This window comes from Bradyrhizobium sp. LMG 9283, assembly GCF_045571415.1.
GTDB lineage: Bacteria > Pseudomonadota > Alphaproteobacteria > Rhizobiales > Xanthobacteraceae > Bradyrhizobium.
The window spans coordinates 7,153,968-7,167,222 of record NZ_CP120691.1; the positions used below are offsets into that span (position 1 = coordinate 7,153,968).

At 58.2% G+C, this 13,255-nt stretch carries 12 protein-coding genes and 5 pseudogenes; 7 read left to right on the forward strand and 10 right to left on the reverse strand.

Annotated features, from left to right (window positions below; genetic code table 11):
* Positions 1–18 precede the first annotated feature (18 nt).
* Positions 19–202 (reverse strand): annotated as a pseudogene (locus P6U29_RS33400) (IS5/IS1182 family transposase); the annotation flags it as partial.
* An 81-nt stretch (positions 203–283) separates the two neighbouring features.
* On the opposite strand from P6U29_RS33400, the pseudogene P6U29_RS33405 reads away from it, so the two are divergent.
* The 3 genes and pseudogenes from P6U29_RS33405 to P6U29_RS33415 form a co-directional block, all read left to right on the forward strand.
* Positions 284–1,141: pseudogene (locus P6U29_RS33405) on the forward strand (transposase); the annotation flags it as partial.
* An 876-nt stretch (positions 1,142–2,017) separates the two neighbouring features.
* Positions 2,018–2,221, forward strand: coding sequence for a hypothetical protein (locus P6U29_RS33410; protein WP_407114543.1), 204 nt, complete (start codon positions 2,018–2,020; stop codon positions 2,219–2,221).
* Positions 2,222–2,386: 165 nt separating this feature from the next.
* A pseudogene (locus tag P6U29_RS33415) lies at positions 2,387–2,582 on the forward strand (helix-turn-helix domain-containing protein); the annotation flags it as partial.
* 579 nt (positions 2,583–3,161) lie between these two features.
* Here the strand turns inward: P6U29_RS33415 and P6U29_RS33420 are convergent.
* From P6U29_RS33420 to P6U29_RS33435, 4 genes are all read right to left on the reverse strand, one after another.
* Positions 3,162–3,866, reverse strand: coding sequence for a hypothetical protein (locus P6U29_RS33420; protein ID WP_407114544.1), 705 nt, complete (start codon positions 3,864–3,866; stop codon positions 3,162–3,164).
* A 538-nt stretch (positions 3,867–4,404) separates the two neighbouring features.
* Positions 4,405–4,632, reverse strand: a complete 228-nt coding sequence (locus P6U29_RS33425) for a hypothetical protein (RefSeq protein ID WP_407114545.1) — start codon at positions 4,630–4,632, stop codon at positions 4,405–4,407.
* 290 nt (positions 4,633–4,922) lie between these two features.
* Complete coding sequence (locus tag P6U29_RS33430) at positions 4,923–5,342, reverse strand: SET domain-containing protein-lysine N-methyltransferase (protein WP_407114546.1); 420 nt, start codon at positions 5,340–5,342, stop codon at positions 4,923–4,925.
* A gap of 980 nt (positions 5,343–6,322) precedes the next feature.
* The gene (locus tag P6U29_RS33435; RefSeq protein WP_407114547.1) at positions 6,323–6,448 is read right to left on the reverse strand and encodes a hypothetical protein; all 126 of its coding nucleotides are present in this window, start codon (positions 6,446–6,448) and stop codon (positions 6,323–6,325) included.
* 538 nt (positions 6,449–6,986) lie between these two features.
* Between P6U29_RS33435 and tnpB the strand changes: the two genes are divergently transcribed.
* From tnpB to P6U29_RS33450, 3 genes are all read left to right on the forward strand, one after another.
* The gene (gene tnpB / locus P6U29_RS33440) at positions 6,987–7,253 is read left to right on the forward strand and encodes an IS66 family insertion sequence element accessory protein TnpB (RefSeq protein ID WP_407114548.1); all 267 of its coding nucleotides are present in this window, start codon (positions 6,987–6,989) and stop codon (positions 7,251–7,253) included.
* Between the two features lie 126 nt (positions 7,254–7,379).
* Entirely contained in the window at positions 7,380–7,727 is a 348-nt protein-coding gene (locus P6U29_RS33445) for a hypothetical protein (RefSeq protein WP_407114549.1), read from the forward strand.
* 166 nt (positions 7,728–7,893) lie between these two features.
* Positions 7,894–8,481, forward strand: a complete 588-nt coding sequence (locus P6U29_RS33450) for a transposase (RefSeq protein WP_407114550.1) — start codon at positions 7,894–7,896, stop codon at positions 8,479–8,481.
* Here the strand turns inward: P6U29_RS33450 and P6U29_RS33455 are convergent.
* From P6U29_RS33455 to metK, 5 genes and pseudogenes are all read right to left on the reverse strand, one after another.
* Positions 8,462–8,653 carry a hypothetical protein gene (locus P6U29_RS33455; RefSeq protein ID WP_407114551.1) on the reverse strand — a complete coding sequence of 64 codons (192 nt, stop codon included), beginning with the start codon at positions 8,651–8,653 and terminating at the stop codon, positions 8,462–8,464. The genes P6U29_RS33450 and P6U29_RS33455 overlap by 20 nt on opposite strands.
* Positions 8,654–8,698: 45 nt before the next feature.
* Positions 8,699–9,472, reverse strand: coding sequence for an SDR family NAD(P)-dependent oxidoreductase (locus tag P6U29_RS33460; RefSeq protein ID WP_407114552.1), 774 nt, complete (start codon positions 9,470–9,472; stop codon positions 8,699–8,701).
* A 21-nt stretch (positions 9,473–9,493) separates the two neighbouring features.
* The gene (locus P6U29_RS33465) at positions 9,494–9,724 is read right to left on the reverse strand and encodes a hypothetical protein (RefSeq protein ID WP_407119609.1); all 231 of its coding nucleotides are present in this window, start codon (positions 9,722–9,724) and stop codon (positions 9,494–9,496) included.
* Positions 9,669–10,400: an AMP-binding protein gene (locus tag P6U29_RS33470; protein ID WP_407114553.1), complete on the reverse strand. Its 732-nt coding sequence runs from the start codon at positions 10,398–10,400 to the stop codon at positions 9,669–9,671. Before P6U29_RS33470 ends, P6U29_RS33465 begins: the two co-directional genes overlap by 56 nt.
* A 340-nt stretch (positions 10,401–10,740) precedes the next feature.
* Positions 10,741–11,936 (reverse strand): annotated as a pseudogene (gene metK, locus P6U29_RS33475) (methionine adenosyltransferase).
* A 1,050-nt stretch (positions 11,937–12,986) separates the two neighbouring features.
* Here metK and P6U29_RS33480 point away from each other — a divergent pair.
* Positions 12,987–13,245 (forward strand): annotated as a pseudogene (locus P6U29_RS33480) (transposase); the annotation flags it as partial.
* Between the last annotated feature and the right edge of the window lie 10 nt (positions 13,246–13,255).

The following is a 13,255-nucleotide window of genomic DNA, read 5'->3' on the forward strand; positions in this document are numbered from 1 at the left end:
TCTTCAAGAACGTGGATTTCAGCGCGGCATGAACTGAGGGCGAGCGACCGTTGGCGCCAGGATGTCGAACAGAAAGAGCCTCAGCCAGCGCATAAGGCGACGGAAATTGTAGCCTGCGGCGGCCCGGACCGCGCTGATGGCGTTGGGCCCTGGCTGTACCAGAGTAGCTGCGGCACGTTCGGTGCTCGGATTTGAGGTGACCTGATCTGAGACCGGCAAACTGGACCATTTTTCTGGCTTGAGTTTCGTGGCCGAATCCCCTCGGTGGGAGGAGCGGACGACGATGAAGGCATCGAAGTTTTTGGACGCCAGAGAGAATTCATCCTGAAGCAGAGCCATGACGGGATTGCAGTGGCGGACATCTGCCGCAGGGCCGGAATCAGCCAGGCGACCTATTTCAACTGGAAGACGAAGTATGACGGTCTGCTGCCGACCGAGATGCGCCGGTTAGAACAGCTCGAGGAGGAGAACGCCAAGCTGAAGAAGCTGGTGGCGGATCTGTCGCTCGACAAGGAGATGCTGCAGGACGTGATCCGCGGAAAGCTATGAAGCGTGGCCGGGAAGCGCAAGCTGGTCGACGAAGTTTGTAATGAGTGGCAGGTCTCGATCCGCAAGCTTATGAAGCCCCTGCGTTCGACCGGTCGACCTACCATTGCAAGTCACGTCGCTCCCGCCAGGCAGCCTTCAAAGATCGGATCAAGGAGATCTGCAAGTTCGCGTTCGCTACGGATACCGCCGCGTCCAGTTTCTGCTGCGCCGCGAGGGGATCGCGCCACGGCCAGATCAAGACGCGGCGGATCTATCGCGAGTTGGTCCTGCAATTGCGCAACAACACTCCGAAGCGCCGGGTCAAGGCGACACTGTGCAATGATCGCTGGCCTGCGACGCGGGCGCACGAGACCTCGGCGATAGATTTTGTCCACGATCAGTTGGCGACAAGACATAAGCTGCGCGTGCTCCCGATCGTCAATATTTTCGCCCGTTTCTAACCGGTGCTGCAGCCACGGTTCACCTTCCCCGGCAGCAATTCGTGGCGATACTGGAAACGGCCACGGAAGTGGGATGCCCGGCGACAATCCGCGTCGATCAAGGCAGCGAGTTCGTGTCGCGCTACCTTGACCTATGGGACTACCAGCATGGTTCATAACGAAGAGCGGCGCTATGGGGCGATCGGCAACAGACAGCCGATTCTTCTGTACGTCGGCGCATCCAGCCGCCAACGTGATCAAGGGCGGTTCGAAGTTCGGCCTCGCTGCACAACGCGCACGGCCGCCATGCTGATCATGAGAGTGAGAAATGTATCGACCTGAAAATACGATCTGATGAGCGGCGAGGGCGCTGTTGCTCGCGCTGCTAAGATGCACATTAGGTGATTATGTAAGCGCGAGCGATCTTCTTCCCCCGAAATGGGAGTGGAATTTCTCTTTGCACCTGCTGTATTCGTCATCAAAACCGAACACAGTTTCGCGAGTTTAAGCGCGCTACTTTCGGTGACAATTTGAGAAACGCTTGTCGAGCCGTGAGAGCACTCCCGAAATTTGTCATATGCTGCTCTTATGAGATCGCCCCCCTTCTGCTCGAATTCACTTTCGACGGAACAAATATTGGAGCGCGGTAAGTCGAGAATCCTGCAGGTGACACGTGTGGACAGTCACAGATGCATTTGGCAGGTGTCGCCTGAGACGCATACCCTTCAACCACGCTTGTGCAGCTCCAACGGATTGACGTTTTAGAGTTAGGAACCATCGCAATACTTGGGTTGCACTCGAACAGAACAATATCTTTGGCGCCCTGTTCCTGAAGCGCGCCCGGCGTTCAAGTACTTGTTGTTCGAAATGGCCACTGTCGATCGAAGGGTCGCTCAACATCGACCCAATAATCCGGCCAGCCCGCAGATCATCCACACCAGGCGCGTGGCCTGACACGGCAGCCCATTTTTTGAGTGTCGAGTGACCTTTGCTTCGCGCCCACGAGGAGCAGATCGCCATACCTGGCTCCGCCCATTCAGGTTGGAAGCGTGATCACCACCCGCAGCAATAACATGGACGGCGATCTCTCTAAGCGCGCAGATTTTGTTGAGGCCGCGCTTGCGCAAAGTCCATCCTCCCTCAGCACCAATTCGTCGGCGGTGAGAACGAACTTGTATAGAACTACGAAAGTTGCAGCGGATGTTCATCCGAATGAGGCTGGTGTCAGTGCCATCGAACAGGCGGACCTGTAGAAGTTTCGACTTCATCTTCCCGCATGGTTCGAAACTGGCAGGGGAACAAAGCGGCGGGCGAGAGCAGGAGCGCTCACCAAGACGGCGCTCCCGCGCAGCCCGCAGCGTCTCAAGGCAGACGTCCCATGACACAAAGAGCAGAAGATCATTCGCGCGAACGTCGGCATGCTGGAGCTGCCCAAGCAACTTGGCGATGTCAGCCAAGCCTATCGGATGATGGGCTACAGCCGCGACAACTTCTACCGGTTCAAGGAACTGTGCGCAAAGGCGGTGAGTTGGCGCTGACGAGATCGGCGGCAAGAAACCGCTCCTGAAGAACCCTGTAGTGCCCGAGATCGAGGCCGCGGAGGTGGACTTGGCGATCGCGCAGGACATCCCGCTGAGCCGGATCCTGAGCGGACGCGGCACAGAGTACTACGGCAATCCGAGCATCACAAGTACGACGTCGATCACACCCGCACGACGACCAAGAGTCTGCAGACCAACGGCATTGCCGCGCTCTTTCATCGCACCGTGCTCGGAGAGTTCTACCGCGTCGGGTCCCGCAAGAGTATCCATCCGAGCACCATGAGTGGATTGCGCCTACAATGAGGCGCGTCCACATCAGGGCCGCTGGTGCTACGGCAAGACGCCGATGCAGACCTGGCATAGCCTTTGGCGAGGGTGAAATTGCTGCCGGCTGCATGAGGTCAGATATCAGATCGACATCTGCCGCGACGAAGCATTTGCTGTCAGGTTAAGTCCCCACTTTTACAAGCGAACTGGACCGCGCCGTTCTTACGGAGGCACTGACATTCTGTTGTTCGCCAACTCCCGATGTGCTTGTGCTACAGTGTTCCGAGTGTTTCGGAGCTGCGATAGCAGCAACGTCGCTGCCGCCGCGCATCCCGCGCAGCGACCAGTACCAATTTTAAATACCGCTCGGTCATGGGGGTAGCAATCACGAAGCTAAAATCAGCTCGATTCTATCGTGTCGCTCAACCTGTCCCCTCAATTCTTGGCCGGTGAGCCAAACAAGCCAATCGTCCTCTACAATATCCTCTTCCACCAGCCGCAATATCGCCCCGCCCGGTTCATGATGACGGTATTGCGGAACGCCGCCCTTATCCACTCGCCAGCGCGCTACAAGCGCACATAAAAAATCGGGAGCCCACATCGCATAAGACACGCCGTGTGCTATTCGCGTTATGATTTGGGCTATGCCCCGTCCTCTAAAGTCTTTGCGCAACCAAAGGTCCCCGTTGTAGGCTACTTTCCCGCTCATCTTCTTTGCATTTGGCGCTATGCAGGTACAACGGTCCTCAGGATGTGCATGTATGATCGGATTAGCATAAAATGCCTTCAAGGATTGAAGATGCTCTGCAAAATTGCTCTGTGAAAGGTCATACAGGCGAGCAGCATCTGAAAGCATGATCTCCTTGTTCTTGTCGACACCTATAATCCAATAGCCCTCGCCTGCTTTAATTGGCGAGCGATCTGGCCTGAAATTTGGCTGTATCGGCGACTTTGTTGGAACGGCCCTTGCGATCGAGACATAATCATCAAAATCAAATCCTATCGAAAGCTTGATGCCTCTTTCGGCGGCGGCTGCGTCATATATTTGAAGGAAGCGCGAGACTTGCAACGGATTAGCCATACCTGTCATTGCTACACCTGTGCCTACCTGATGAGCTGCGTCCTAGCCTACAAGGCGAGCTACTGATCGTGGTACAGCATCAGCACTGGACGATACACTACCTACTCTGGGAGAGATGGTGGTGCGGCCCCGAAATGTTACTGGCACGGATCAGCATCAATGGCGGTAATACGTCCTTCATCCGCCCCGTGGCCGATCGGAGTTGCGGCTTGCGGCGAAAGATCATCGTCGTCGCTCCTCCCAGCCGGGTGGATTTACGCAGCGCAAACTCTAGCCAGAAATGGTCCAGTTTGCCGGCCTCAGATCATTCAGGCCGGGCTCTAACTCGATCTGGAGGAAATACGCAGTGGCAGGTCAACCCGGAACGAAACGCGCGCATCCACGATCTGGGCCACACCCTCGCGGTCCCATCGCTGGAGCAGTGCCGCCACGGTCGCGCTGCAGTCGCTCGGTATGTCGTCGCTCAGCGCCTACCACTGTCATGCGTACGTAACCGCCACGTATTGGTACTTGCACCCGACGCTTGCGGTAGGCACAAATGCATCGGTCAGCGCGACGAATTTTGTGGTCCAACCGCCTTCGACTTGCCGACGGCCTGATTTTGGGTCTCCGCTTTTGCTCCCTGAATTTTGACGACTGTCGCGTCGACTGTGACGAACTCCATGTCCGCATCATCCGATGCTGCATCGAAAATCCGCTTGAAAACGCTGGCCTTCACCCGACCGCTTGAATAACGTGTTCGAGTTGCCAAAACGTCGGCGGCAGATATCTCCATGGACCGCCCTGCTCCGCGTGGTCGTATGATCGGGCGATCCATGATGCCTTAGTCTTGGGGGCATAGGGCCGCATCCGTTGCATCTTGTCGGTAAGCTTATGGGGGACAAGGATTTACCGCTGGAAAATATCCAAAATCTTCGGTGAAGATCGAATGACGAACAATCCCGTGGTCCCGGACGGTATTCAACACCCGATCAACGGATCATTATCGCCGTAGACACTCGGCTCTAGCCGGTCAAATATCGCCGAGCACCATACGTCGTTTTAGATCGATTCAGTCGATATCTCCTAGTCAATGAAGTTGATAGTATGAGGGTACGCGGACATATTGATGTAGCGGTGTGTTATTTCCTCATCCACTTCTATGTCCTTTATTGCCACAATGGTCACCCACGCCCCGGACTCTTTATCGGTCCACACTCTTTGTGCATTTGGGTTCGAGGAGTGGTTCATTAGCGAGCTCAAACCGAAAACAACGTAGCCTGTCAGAGGAGCCTCTTGAGGATGCCGATCGTGTCGCACAAAGTAGTACTCAAGCACTCCCGTACAATCTAGCAGCTTGGCTGTAGCGTCATCAAATCCCCACGTCGGAGCGCGATCAATCACATCTCCAACCTTAAATCGAATATTCGCAAATACACCGCGACCTTTTCGTGGCAATGTCTTGACATAGAGGGCGTTGCTGCGATCAAAGACCTTCTCGACCATCGTGTGTGCCTTCTCGCTCGATGAGTTGATGATTCCTTTGTTCACCACTGAGGGCATCGTCATTGGCGCCTGGCCTATTCGCAAACATGGGTGCTCCTACTGGCGCCGAAAAAGATCGTTTGCGCGATGGTTAGAGTACGATTCTGTTCACCTGCTTTTTAGGCTGCGGCACCCGATGCGCGCTCGAGATCAGCGCTCCGACGGCCTTTTAGGTTGTACGCCGCTGGCGGGACATTCGAGCGGATCGCCTATATACCTCGCAGCACGCGCACCGGACATGCAGCTCGTCGTCTGTTGAGGCCAGCAGCATATCTCCGGAGCCGGCGACCGGCCGCTTCCTCGTTGTCTCCGGCACAAAACTCAAGTCTTTCATTAAACGCTCTTGCCAGCCAACACTTCAATTTCTGAATAGATCTTTCCCAAGCTCCTGACACCTACCCAGGGGGGCAGCTACGAATGCGGGTGGAATTACCAGTTGCGTAGAGAACAATCGGGGGCTGGTCTATCTGGTCGCCCTTATGTAGAAAGAGGTTCTGGCAGTTCATGTGGGAGATAAGTTCCAATCAATTTTTCGGCTGGAAAAAGGTGCGACATTGTGGAACGGTCCCCGCGGACAAAGTGCTTTTTTAGACATTTCGTCCGGAAGCGGTACGGTCATATGTCCGTTCTTTTAGCGTGGTCGTGGACGCTGCCCTCTCCGTTTGGGGATATCGTTCCGTGGAGTTCATCGTCTAAACTATGCACCTCGCCTCTGTCCGGCTAGGCGCCGGGCAATCTGTTCTGGTCGTCCGTCGGCTCAGCACGTGCCGCACCAGTTGCCGCACTATTTCGATAGGTCCCGCGCCCTTGGTGAGAAGCGCGATTCTTCGCGATCTTGTTGGCAAGCGCGATCGTAACCACCTTGAAAGCCGGCGCGCCAAGGCGATTAGCCACCGCGACGGAATTGCAATCAGCCGCCGCATGTCTCGTCACGCTTCACCTCACCGATGATTGAGCTTGTCGATCTGGCGCGTCAACGCCTCGATTTGATCGGCGATTTTAGCCAAAGCCAAACGGACTGCTTTTGGCAGGCAAGCGTCCTCTTCGTCCCGCACGATCTCGATCAACTCCGCTACTTTCGCCGTGCTGATAGCGGCTATAATGCCCAACTCCGACAAACGCCCGCGAATCGCGTTGATCGCCGTAAGCCTCTGGGGGGAGACGCCTTGCGGGGAGCTGGCCTGATGGTTGAGAACTGTACGTATCGACAGCCTACGATCAGTACGTTGAATCGACTGGAAGTAGTTGATACAGGCCGGCGGCGGCGTTGGTCTGAGGAAGAGAAGGCGCGGATTATTTTGGAGAGCCTATCCCGAGCCGCGCCTGGTTGCGGCGAGAGCCCGGCGATACGGCTTGTCGCGTTCTCTATCGGTGACTTGGCGAAGAGCCTTCGGGGCGATGCGGTCCAAATCCGAGGCTGGCTTGTCAGGGCAGTTGTGGCCGAGCGGGTGCCCGCGGCGTCGGTGGCGGCATCATCGGAGAGCGCGCCCGCACATTCGACGGAGCGTCGGATCGAGATTGAGTTAACCGGCAGGCGCGGGTCATTGTTGATGCGGGCGTCGACGTTGAGGCGCTTCGCCGGATCATCGAGGTTTGGGATCCGCGATGATTCCGGTTCCTACGGGAGTTCGGGTTTGGCGGGCGGCGGGCCACACCGACATGCGTAAAGGCTTCGCCTCATTGTCACTGCAGGTGCAAGAGGTGCTGCGCCGCGATCCGCTGAGTGGTGATTTGTTCTGCTTCCGCGGGCGCAGAGGCGATCTATTGAAAGTGATCTGGCATGACGGCCAGGAAGCATGCCTGTTTACGAAGAAACTCGAGAGAGGTCATTTTGTCCGGCCGTCGCTGGCGGACAGCGTCGTGTCGATCTAGCAAGCGCAGATGAGCTATCTGTTGTCCGGCATCGACTGGCGGAATCCCCAAGAGTCCTGGCGTCCGACCAGTGTGGGCTGAGACTTTGTTATTTGAGTTTGGCCGCGAATGTGATTCCATCTGGCTATGAACTCCAGCGCCGACCTGCCGCCTGATCTTGCCGCCGCACATGCAATTATCCTGGCCGAGCGCACGGCCAGGCTTGCTGCGGAAGCCAGGCTTGCTGAAGCGGCCAATGCCCAGAAGCAATCGAGCACCGAAGCGCTGATTGCCCATCTCAAGCTCGAGATCGAGAAGCTACGACGCACGATATATGGCGCGCCCTCCGAGTGGTCGGCGCGGCTGCTCGATCAGCTGGAGCTTGAGCTTGAGGAACTCGAGGCGGGCGCGACCGAGGATGAGCTCGCTGCCGAGAGGGCGGCCGGGAAGATGCAGACGGTGCGTTCGTTTGAGCGCAGGCGGCCGGAGCGCTAGCCCTTTCCCGATGATATCGAGCGGGAGCGCGTCGTGCTGCCGGCCCCGACGCAGTGTCCCTGCTGCGGGTCGGCCCGGCTGTCGAAGCTCGGCGAAAGCGTGACCTCGACGCTGCAGGAGATCCCACGCGCTTCAAGGTGATCGACACGGTCCGGGAGAAGTTCAGTTGTCGGGATTGCGAGGCGATCACGCAGCCGCCAGCGCCGTTCCACGCCACACTCCGGGGCTATATCGGACCCCAGCTTCTAGCGACGATCCTGTTCGACAATTTGGTCAGCATCAGCCGCTAAATCGAGAGAGCCAGCGCTTCAAATGTGAGGGGATCGCCCTGTCGGTCTCGATGCTGGCGGATCAGGTGGGTGCCGGAGCCTTTGCGGTCAGGCCGATCTTTGAACTGATCGAAGCCTATGTGCTCTCGACAGGCTCCACGGTGATGACACCAAGATACCGATCCTGGCGAAAGGGAAAGCAGATACCGGCCGGATTTGGACCTACGTTCGCGACGATCGGCCATTCGGCGGGCGATGCATCGGCGGCGCGGTTCTACGCCTCACGTGATCGGCGCGGCGAGCATCCCGCGCGGCATCTTCAGAACTTCGCCGGCATCCTGCAGGCCGATGCCAAAACCGCAAGCTGCCGGCGATCTCTTGACCATCGAGCAAGCCGCCGCCGCGCTTGGTGTCACTCCGCAGAGATTATATCGCTCTGCGACCGCATTATCGCCGGCGAGCATTTCACGCTTGGCGCTCCATAGCAAAGGGGCGCATGATCGGGATCTTCTCGAACGGTTTGACGAATTTGACGAAACGCAACAGCACCGGTAATCTGGCCATATTGTTCTCTGCGCGAGGTGCGAGAACTGCCGCCGTCAGCGCAGGATTGCCGTAGAACTTGTCTGGGCCGACAACTCTAGGCCGTCGTTCCATCCAAAACGCCCATCAATCATTCCTTTCCGGGCACGCGATACTTAATCACGGAAAAGAGATTCCTCCATTGACGCTAATGACCGCGCCCGAGATCTGGTCCGACTCCGGTGCGGCGAGGAAGAGTGCCGTTTGTGCGATATCAGTCGGGACGGTCATCCGGAACGGCGTCTTGGCCTCGACCTTCTTGTAAGACTTGGTCACGGGATTGTCGGGATCCATGTCCTTGATCTTCTCGTACGCGGGTGTTTCGGCGGTCACCGTGATGGGGATGCAATTGATCCGGATGCCTTTGCGGGCGAGCTCCTTGCCGGCGGCCCTGGTGAAGAAGATGAGGCCCGCCGCGGCCGCGCCGGAAACCGACAGGCCGGGTGTTGGCGTGCGGCCAGCGTCGGTGCAGATGAAGACGACCTTGCCGTAGCCTTGCGCGGCCATCGGCTTGATCGCGGCCCGCAGGCAGTTCATGCGCGAAATCAGCTGTGAATCGAGCATCAACCGATAGTTCGCCGGCTCTGTGGCTTCGAAGAGGTTCCAGCCCCTTGAGGGGGGAGATCCACTGACGACCAGGGTGTCGAGCCTTCCGTACTGCTCTACCACTTTGTCGACCACCGCGACCATGCTGGCCGGATCCGACATATCGCCCGGAGCCCAAATGGCCGGGAGGCTGCGCTCGCGAAGCTGCGCCACGACCTCCGGCTCTTTCGGCCGCGGCCGGCTGCAGATCGCGGTGCGAGCGCCCTCCTCCGCGAACGTCAAGACGATCACGCGGCCAACCGCCTCGCTGGCGCCAACCACTAATGCAACCTTGCCTGCAAGTTTCATGTCTCTAACTCCTTTTGAGCTCTAATGAGCTTTCTCGATAGCTTCAACGCCGGTTTTTTCGCTATCGAAAGTGCCGCCCGCCGGCTCGGGCATAAATCGATGAGGTCTTGGTAACCTTGTTACTCGTGTCCGTTCTCTGATTGGAGGGATGAAGACGATGTACCGCGGCACCTTGAAGGCGCCGGCCACGCGCCCGTCAGTGAGCTTCAACAGCGCATCTAACGTCGTGCCGACTCTCTCGGCAGCACCCATGAGAGTGACTCGGATCCGGGCCAACTCCTTTGACCAGATCGTTCTGAACATAGGCTGCCAACTTATCGAAAATGGCGAATTTCGCCGCTGACTCTGAGAGCGTGTATACGGTCTCCCGGGGCGGGTAGCGCATGTTGATCGGCACCGCGCCGAGCTTGGCAAATGCAAAGAATGGGAGAGGAAACTCGATGCGACTCGGCGACGTCACCGCGGCGCAATAGCCCTTTCTCACGCCGAATGCCCGCAGCGCATTCGCATACCTGTTGGACCCCGGTCCATCGCGGCGTAGGTGGCGCGCTTTTTGCGGTCGAAGATGTTGATGGCGAGCGTGGCGCTGTCCGTTCGTCCGCGCAGGGAAACTCGTTGGCTCATCGTGGTGGTTTCGTACGGGGATTGGCTCGATGCTGCGCAATGCCTGTGCAGCGCGCTCGAAAAGCTTCCGTCGTCCCGGCAAAGTCATGGCAGGTCCCATCAAAAGGAGCAAGCGCCGAACTTCGGAGCTTTCGTTAAATAGATTTCCGGCGTGCGGATATCGGTCTTTAACAAGACTGCTTCGTCGCGCGCAAGCGGGAGCTCCTACTCGATTTAGTAGCCCTTGTCGGTGGCCCACCTCCGACATGCACTTGAGTGTACACGTACTGCAGCCAGTCGCAGCCCATAAGCTCGCGTTGCTCATAACCAGATGTGCGCGGGCGACGCGCCAATTTCTTTTGTGACGAGTTTAGGCCTAAGCGAATCCTTCGCGGTTCTTACTGTCCCTTGATCATCGTGAGCGGTGGCGGGAAAACGCGAGCGCCAATCTTCCAGCTCGGGGCAAAGCCTTTCTTCTTGTACAGATCAGGGACGCACTCGACAGGTGCCATCAGCCCATCGCGAACCTGGCCGACAATCGGCAAATCGCTTAACTCTTTGCGCAAAGTCTTCTGGGGGTATCCGACGCTCGCGGCGTTCCAGGGTAAGTCCTCGCGCACCAGAATATCCAGAGCAGGCGCGCCGCCCCGGAATGACGGACTTTATCAGACCGCGCGGTTGAACGGCTCGAAGAGGTCGGTCTTCTCCCAGGAGAAGCCGCCCTCGTTGTCGGGCGTGCGGCCGAAATGGCCGTAGGCCGCGGTGCGCGCGTAGATCGGGCGGTTGAGGTCGAGATGGGTGCGGATGCCGCGGGCCGTCAGATCCATCGCCTTGGCGGCGGCCTTCTCGAGCTGGTCCTCCGACACTTTACCGGTGCCGTGCGTGTCGATGTAGATCGACAGCGGACGCGCCACACCGATGGCGTAAGCGAGCTGCAGCGTGCAGCGGTCGGCAAGTCCGGCGGCAACGATGTTCTTGGCGACGTAGCGCGCGGCATAGGCCGCGGAGCGGTCGACCTTGGTCGGATCCTTGCCGGAGAACGCGCCGCCGCCATGCGGGGCCGCGCCGCCATAGGTGTCGACGATGATCTTGCGGCCGGTCAGGCCGGAGTCGCCATCGGGACCGCCGATGTAGAACTTGCCGGTCGGGTTGATGTGCCAGATCGTCTTCGGCGTGATCCACTCCTTCGGCAGCGCCTCGCGCACATAGGGCTCGACGATGTCGCGCACCTGCTTGGAGGTGAGGTCCTCGATCAGATGCTGGTGCGAAACCACGATCTCGCGGACGCCGACCGGCTTGCCGTTCTCGTACTGCACGGTGACCTGGCTCTTCGAATCCGGACCGAGCACCTTCTCCTTGCCGGAGTGACGGGCCTCGGAGATCAGGCGCAGGATCTTGTGAGCGTAGAAGATCGGCGCCGGCATCAGATCGGGCGTCTCATTGGTGGCGTAACCGAACATGATGCCCTGGTCGCCCGCGCCTTCTTCCTTGACCTCGCCCGGCTGAAGCGCATCGACACCCTGGGCGATGTCGGCCGACTGCGGATGCAGCAGGATCTCGATATCGCAGGTATTCCAGTGGAAGCCCTCCTGCTCGTAGCCGATGTCCTTGATCGCGCTGCGGACGACGCTCTCGATCTGCTCGTTGGTCACCGATTTCGGACCGCGGGTCTCACCAGCGATCACCACCTTGTTGGTGGTCGCCAGAGTCTCGCAGGCGGCGCGGATGGCCCAAGGATCGATGCCCGCTTCGGCCCCTCACGATAGAACAGGTCGACGATCTCATCGGAGATCCGGTCACAGACCTTGTCCGGGTGGCCCTCAGACACGGACTCGCTGGTGAAGAGATAGGACGCGCGCATTAGTAACCCCTTGTTCCGCCGCTAGCCGGCGGGCGTTTGCGATGTTTACTTTTGATGATGTCAATCACGCCGACGCGAGATGACGTAGGATTCGTCGAGAAACCAGAGCCCATTGTACTTTCGCAGCACGTCCCTGGCGGCATCCAGAGTGCGGCCGTTTTGAGCCATTTCTGTCGACATCCTGCCGATCAGCTGAAGCACGAAAAGTGTCGCATACAACCGACCATGAGCCACGCAAATCCGAGGCGAACATGGTCTCGCTCAAGAGAACGAGAAAGGGCGCTGCGGTCGTTCGGATGAGCAGGATGTGAGATCGTCGAATACTGTCGGCGGCAGCACAAGCCGCAGCGATTATCTTCGCCATCGTCTCAATCCGCCTTCGAGCGAACAGGCGCTACGCGGGTGAGCCCGACCGACTGTCAGATAGGGGCCGAAAGACTATTCATGCGAGTTACCTCTGGTGCTCGAGCACGTTGCCTTGGCGTGACTAACCGGCACACATTATCCTCACTCTTCACCGCTTTTGCATTCCCCGCAACCTGACCGGCATCCACGAGTCTCACCGGGAAGTCCGGTCCAGGGTATAAGCTTCTTTGCAGCGAGCCTCTCCGGCTCATCCCAGCAATTGACGTGCCGCTCGCGGCGTGTCTTGCCTGAAGAGAAGCACGTGTATCCAGCGGCCTGCGTTTGGAATGACACTGCGGATTGTCGGATTTTCGACGTCGCTGTATTTAGTTGGATACAGCTCGCATGATAGGAGGCTCACCTGGTGCCGACTGCTCTCGGCAAGCCCTTCTTGTCGCGAGATGGCGGCTTGCTTATACGAGGCGGTTGTTTCGGTAGTTTCCGAGCTTTAGGCGACCGTTGCTCGCTCGATCATCAAGACCGCCGCCGCGGTCGAGCCTCGGTATTCACTGCAAGTAGAAGGTGACCGCTATGAGCTCCTACATCTGCGATGACCAGCGTGACAGTGCTTAGCGCGTAAGATCCGGTATTTGGCCGATCGCTTGACGGAATCACCTCCAGCGGCATCATTGCACCCTTGTCCTTGGACCGATGAATCGCGACGTGTTCGAATTCTATGTCGAGGAAGGTTCTCATCCCGCCATAGTCGTCATGGATAACCTGTCCAACCACAAGGGTGCGGCAGATGATCGAAGCAGCAAGTGCAAGCCTGCTTTACCTGCCGCCCTACAGCGTTGACTTCAATCCAGTCGAGAACGCCTTCGCCAAGCTCAGGGCGCTCTTGCGTCAGGCCGCAGAACGAACGGTCGATGGCCTCTGGAGCGCGATTGGCGGCAACCTTGATCGCTTTCAGG

Coding starts and splice junctions, on each gene's coding strand:
- P6U29_RS33425 (WP_407114545.1), bottom strand. CDS start 4,632: ATGGAGATATCTGCCGCCGACGTTTTGGCAACTCGAACACGTTATTCA.
- tnpB (WP_407114548.1), top strand. CDS start 6,987: ATGATTCCGGTTCCTACGGGAGTTCGGGTTTGGCGGGCGGCGGGCCAC.
- P6U29_RS33445 (WP_407114549.1), top strand. CDS start 7,380: ATGAACTCCAGCGCCGACCTGCCGCCTGATCTTGCCGCCGCACATGCA.
- P6U29_RS33465 (WP_407119609.1), bottom strand. CDS start 9,724: ATGGGTGCTGCCGAGAGAGTCGGCACGACGTTAGATGCGCTGTTGAAG.
- P6U29_RS33420 (WP_407114544.1), bottom strand. CDS start 3,866: ATGACAGGTATGGCTAATCCGTTGCAAGTCTCGCGCTTCCTTCAAATA.
- P6U29_RS33460 (WP_407114552.1), bottom strand. CDS start 9,472: ATGAAACTTGCAGGCAAGGTTGCATTAGTGGTTGGCGCCAGCGAGGCG.
- P6U29_RS33430 (WP_407114546.1), bottom strand. CDS start 5,342: ATGGTCGAGAAGGTCTTTGATCGCAGCAACGCCCTCTATGTCAAGACA.
- P6U29_RS33455 (WP_407114551.1), bottom strand. CDS start 8,653: ATGGAACGACGGCCTAGAGTTGTCGGCCCAGACAAGTTCTACGGCAAT.
- P6U29_RS33470 (WP_407114553.1), bottom strand. CDS start 10,400: ATGAGCAACGCGAGCTTATGGGCTGCGACTGGCTGCAGTACGTGTACA.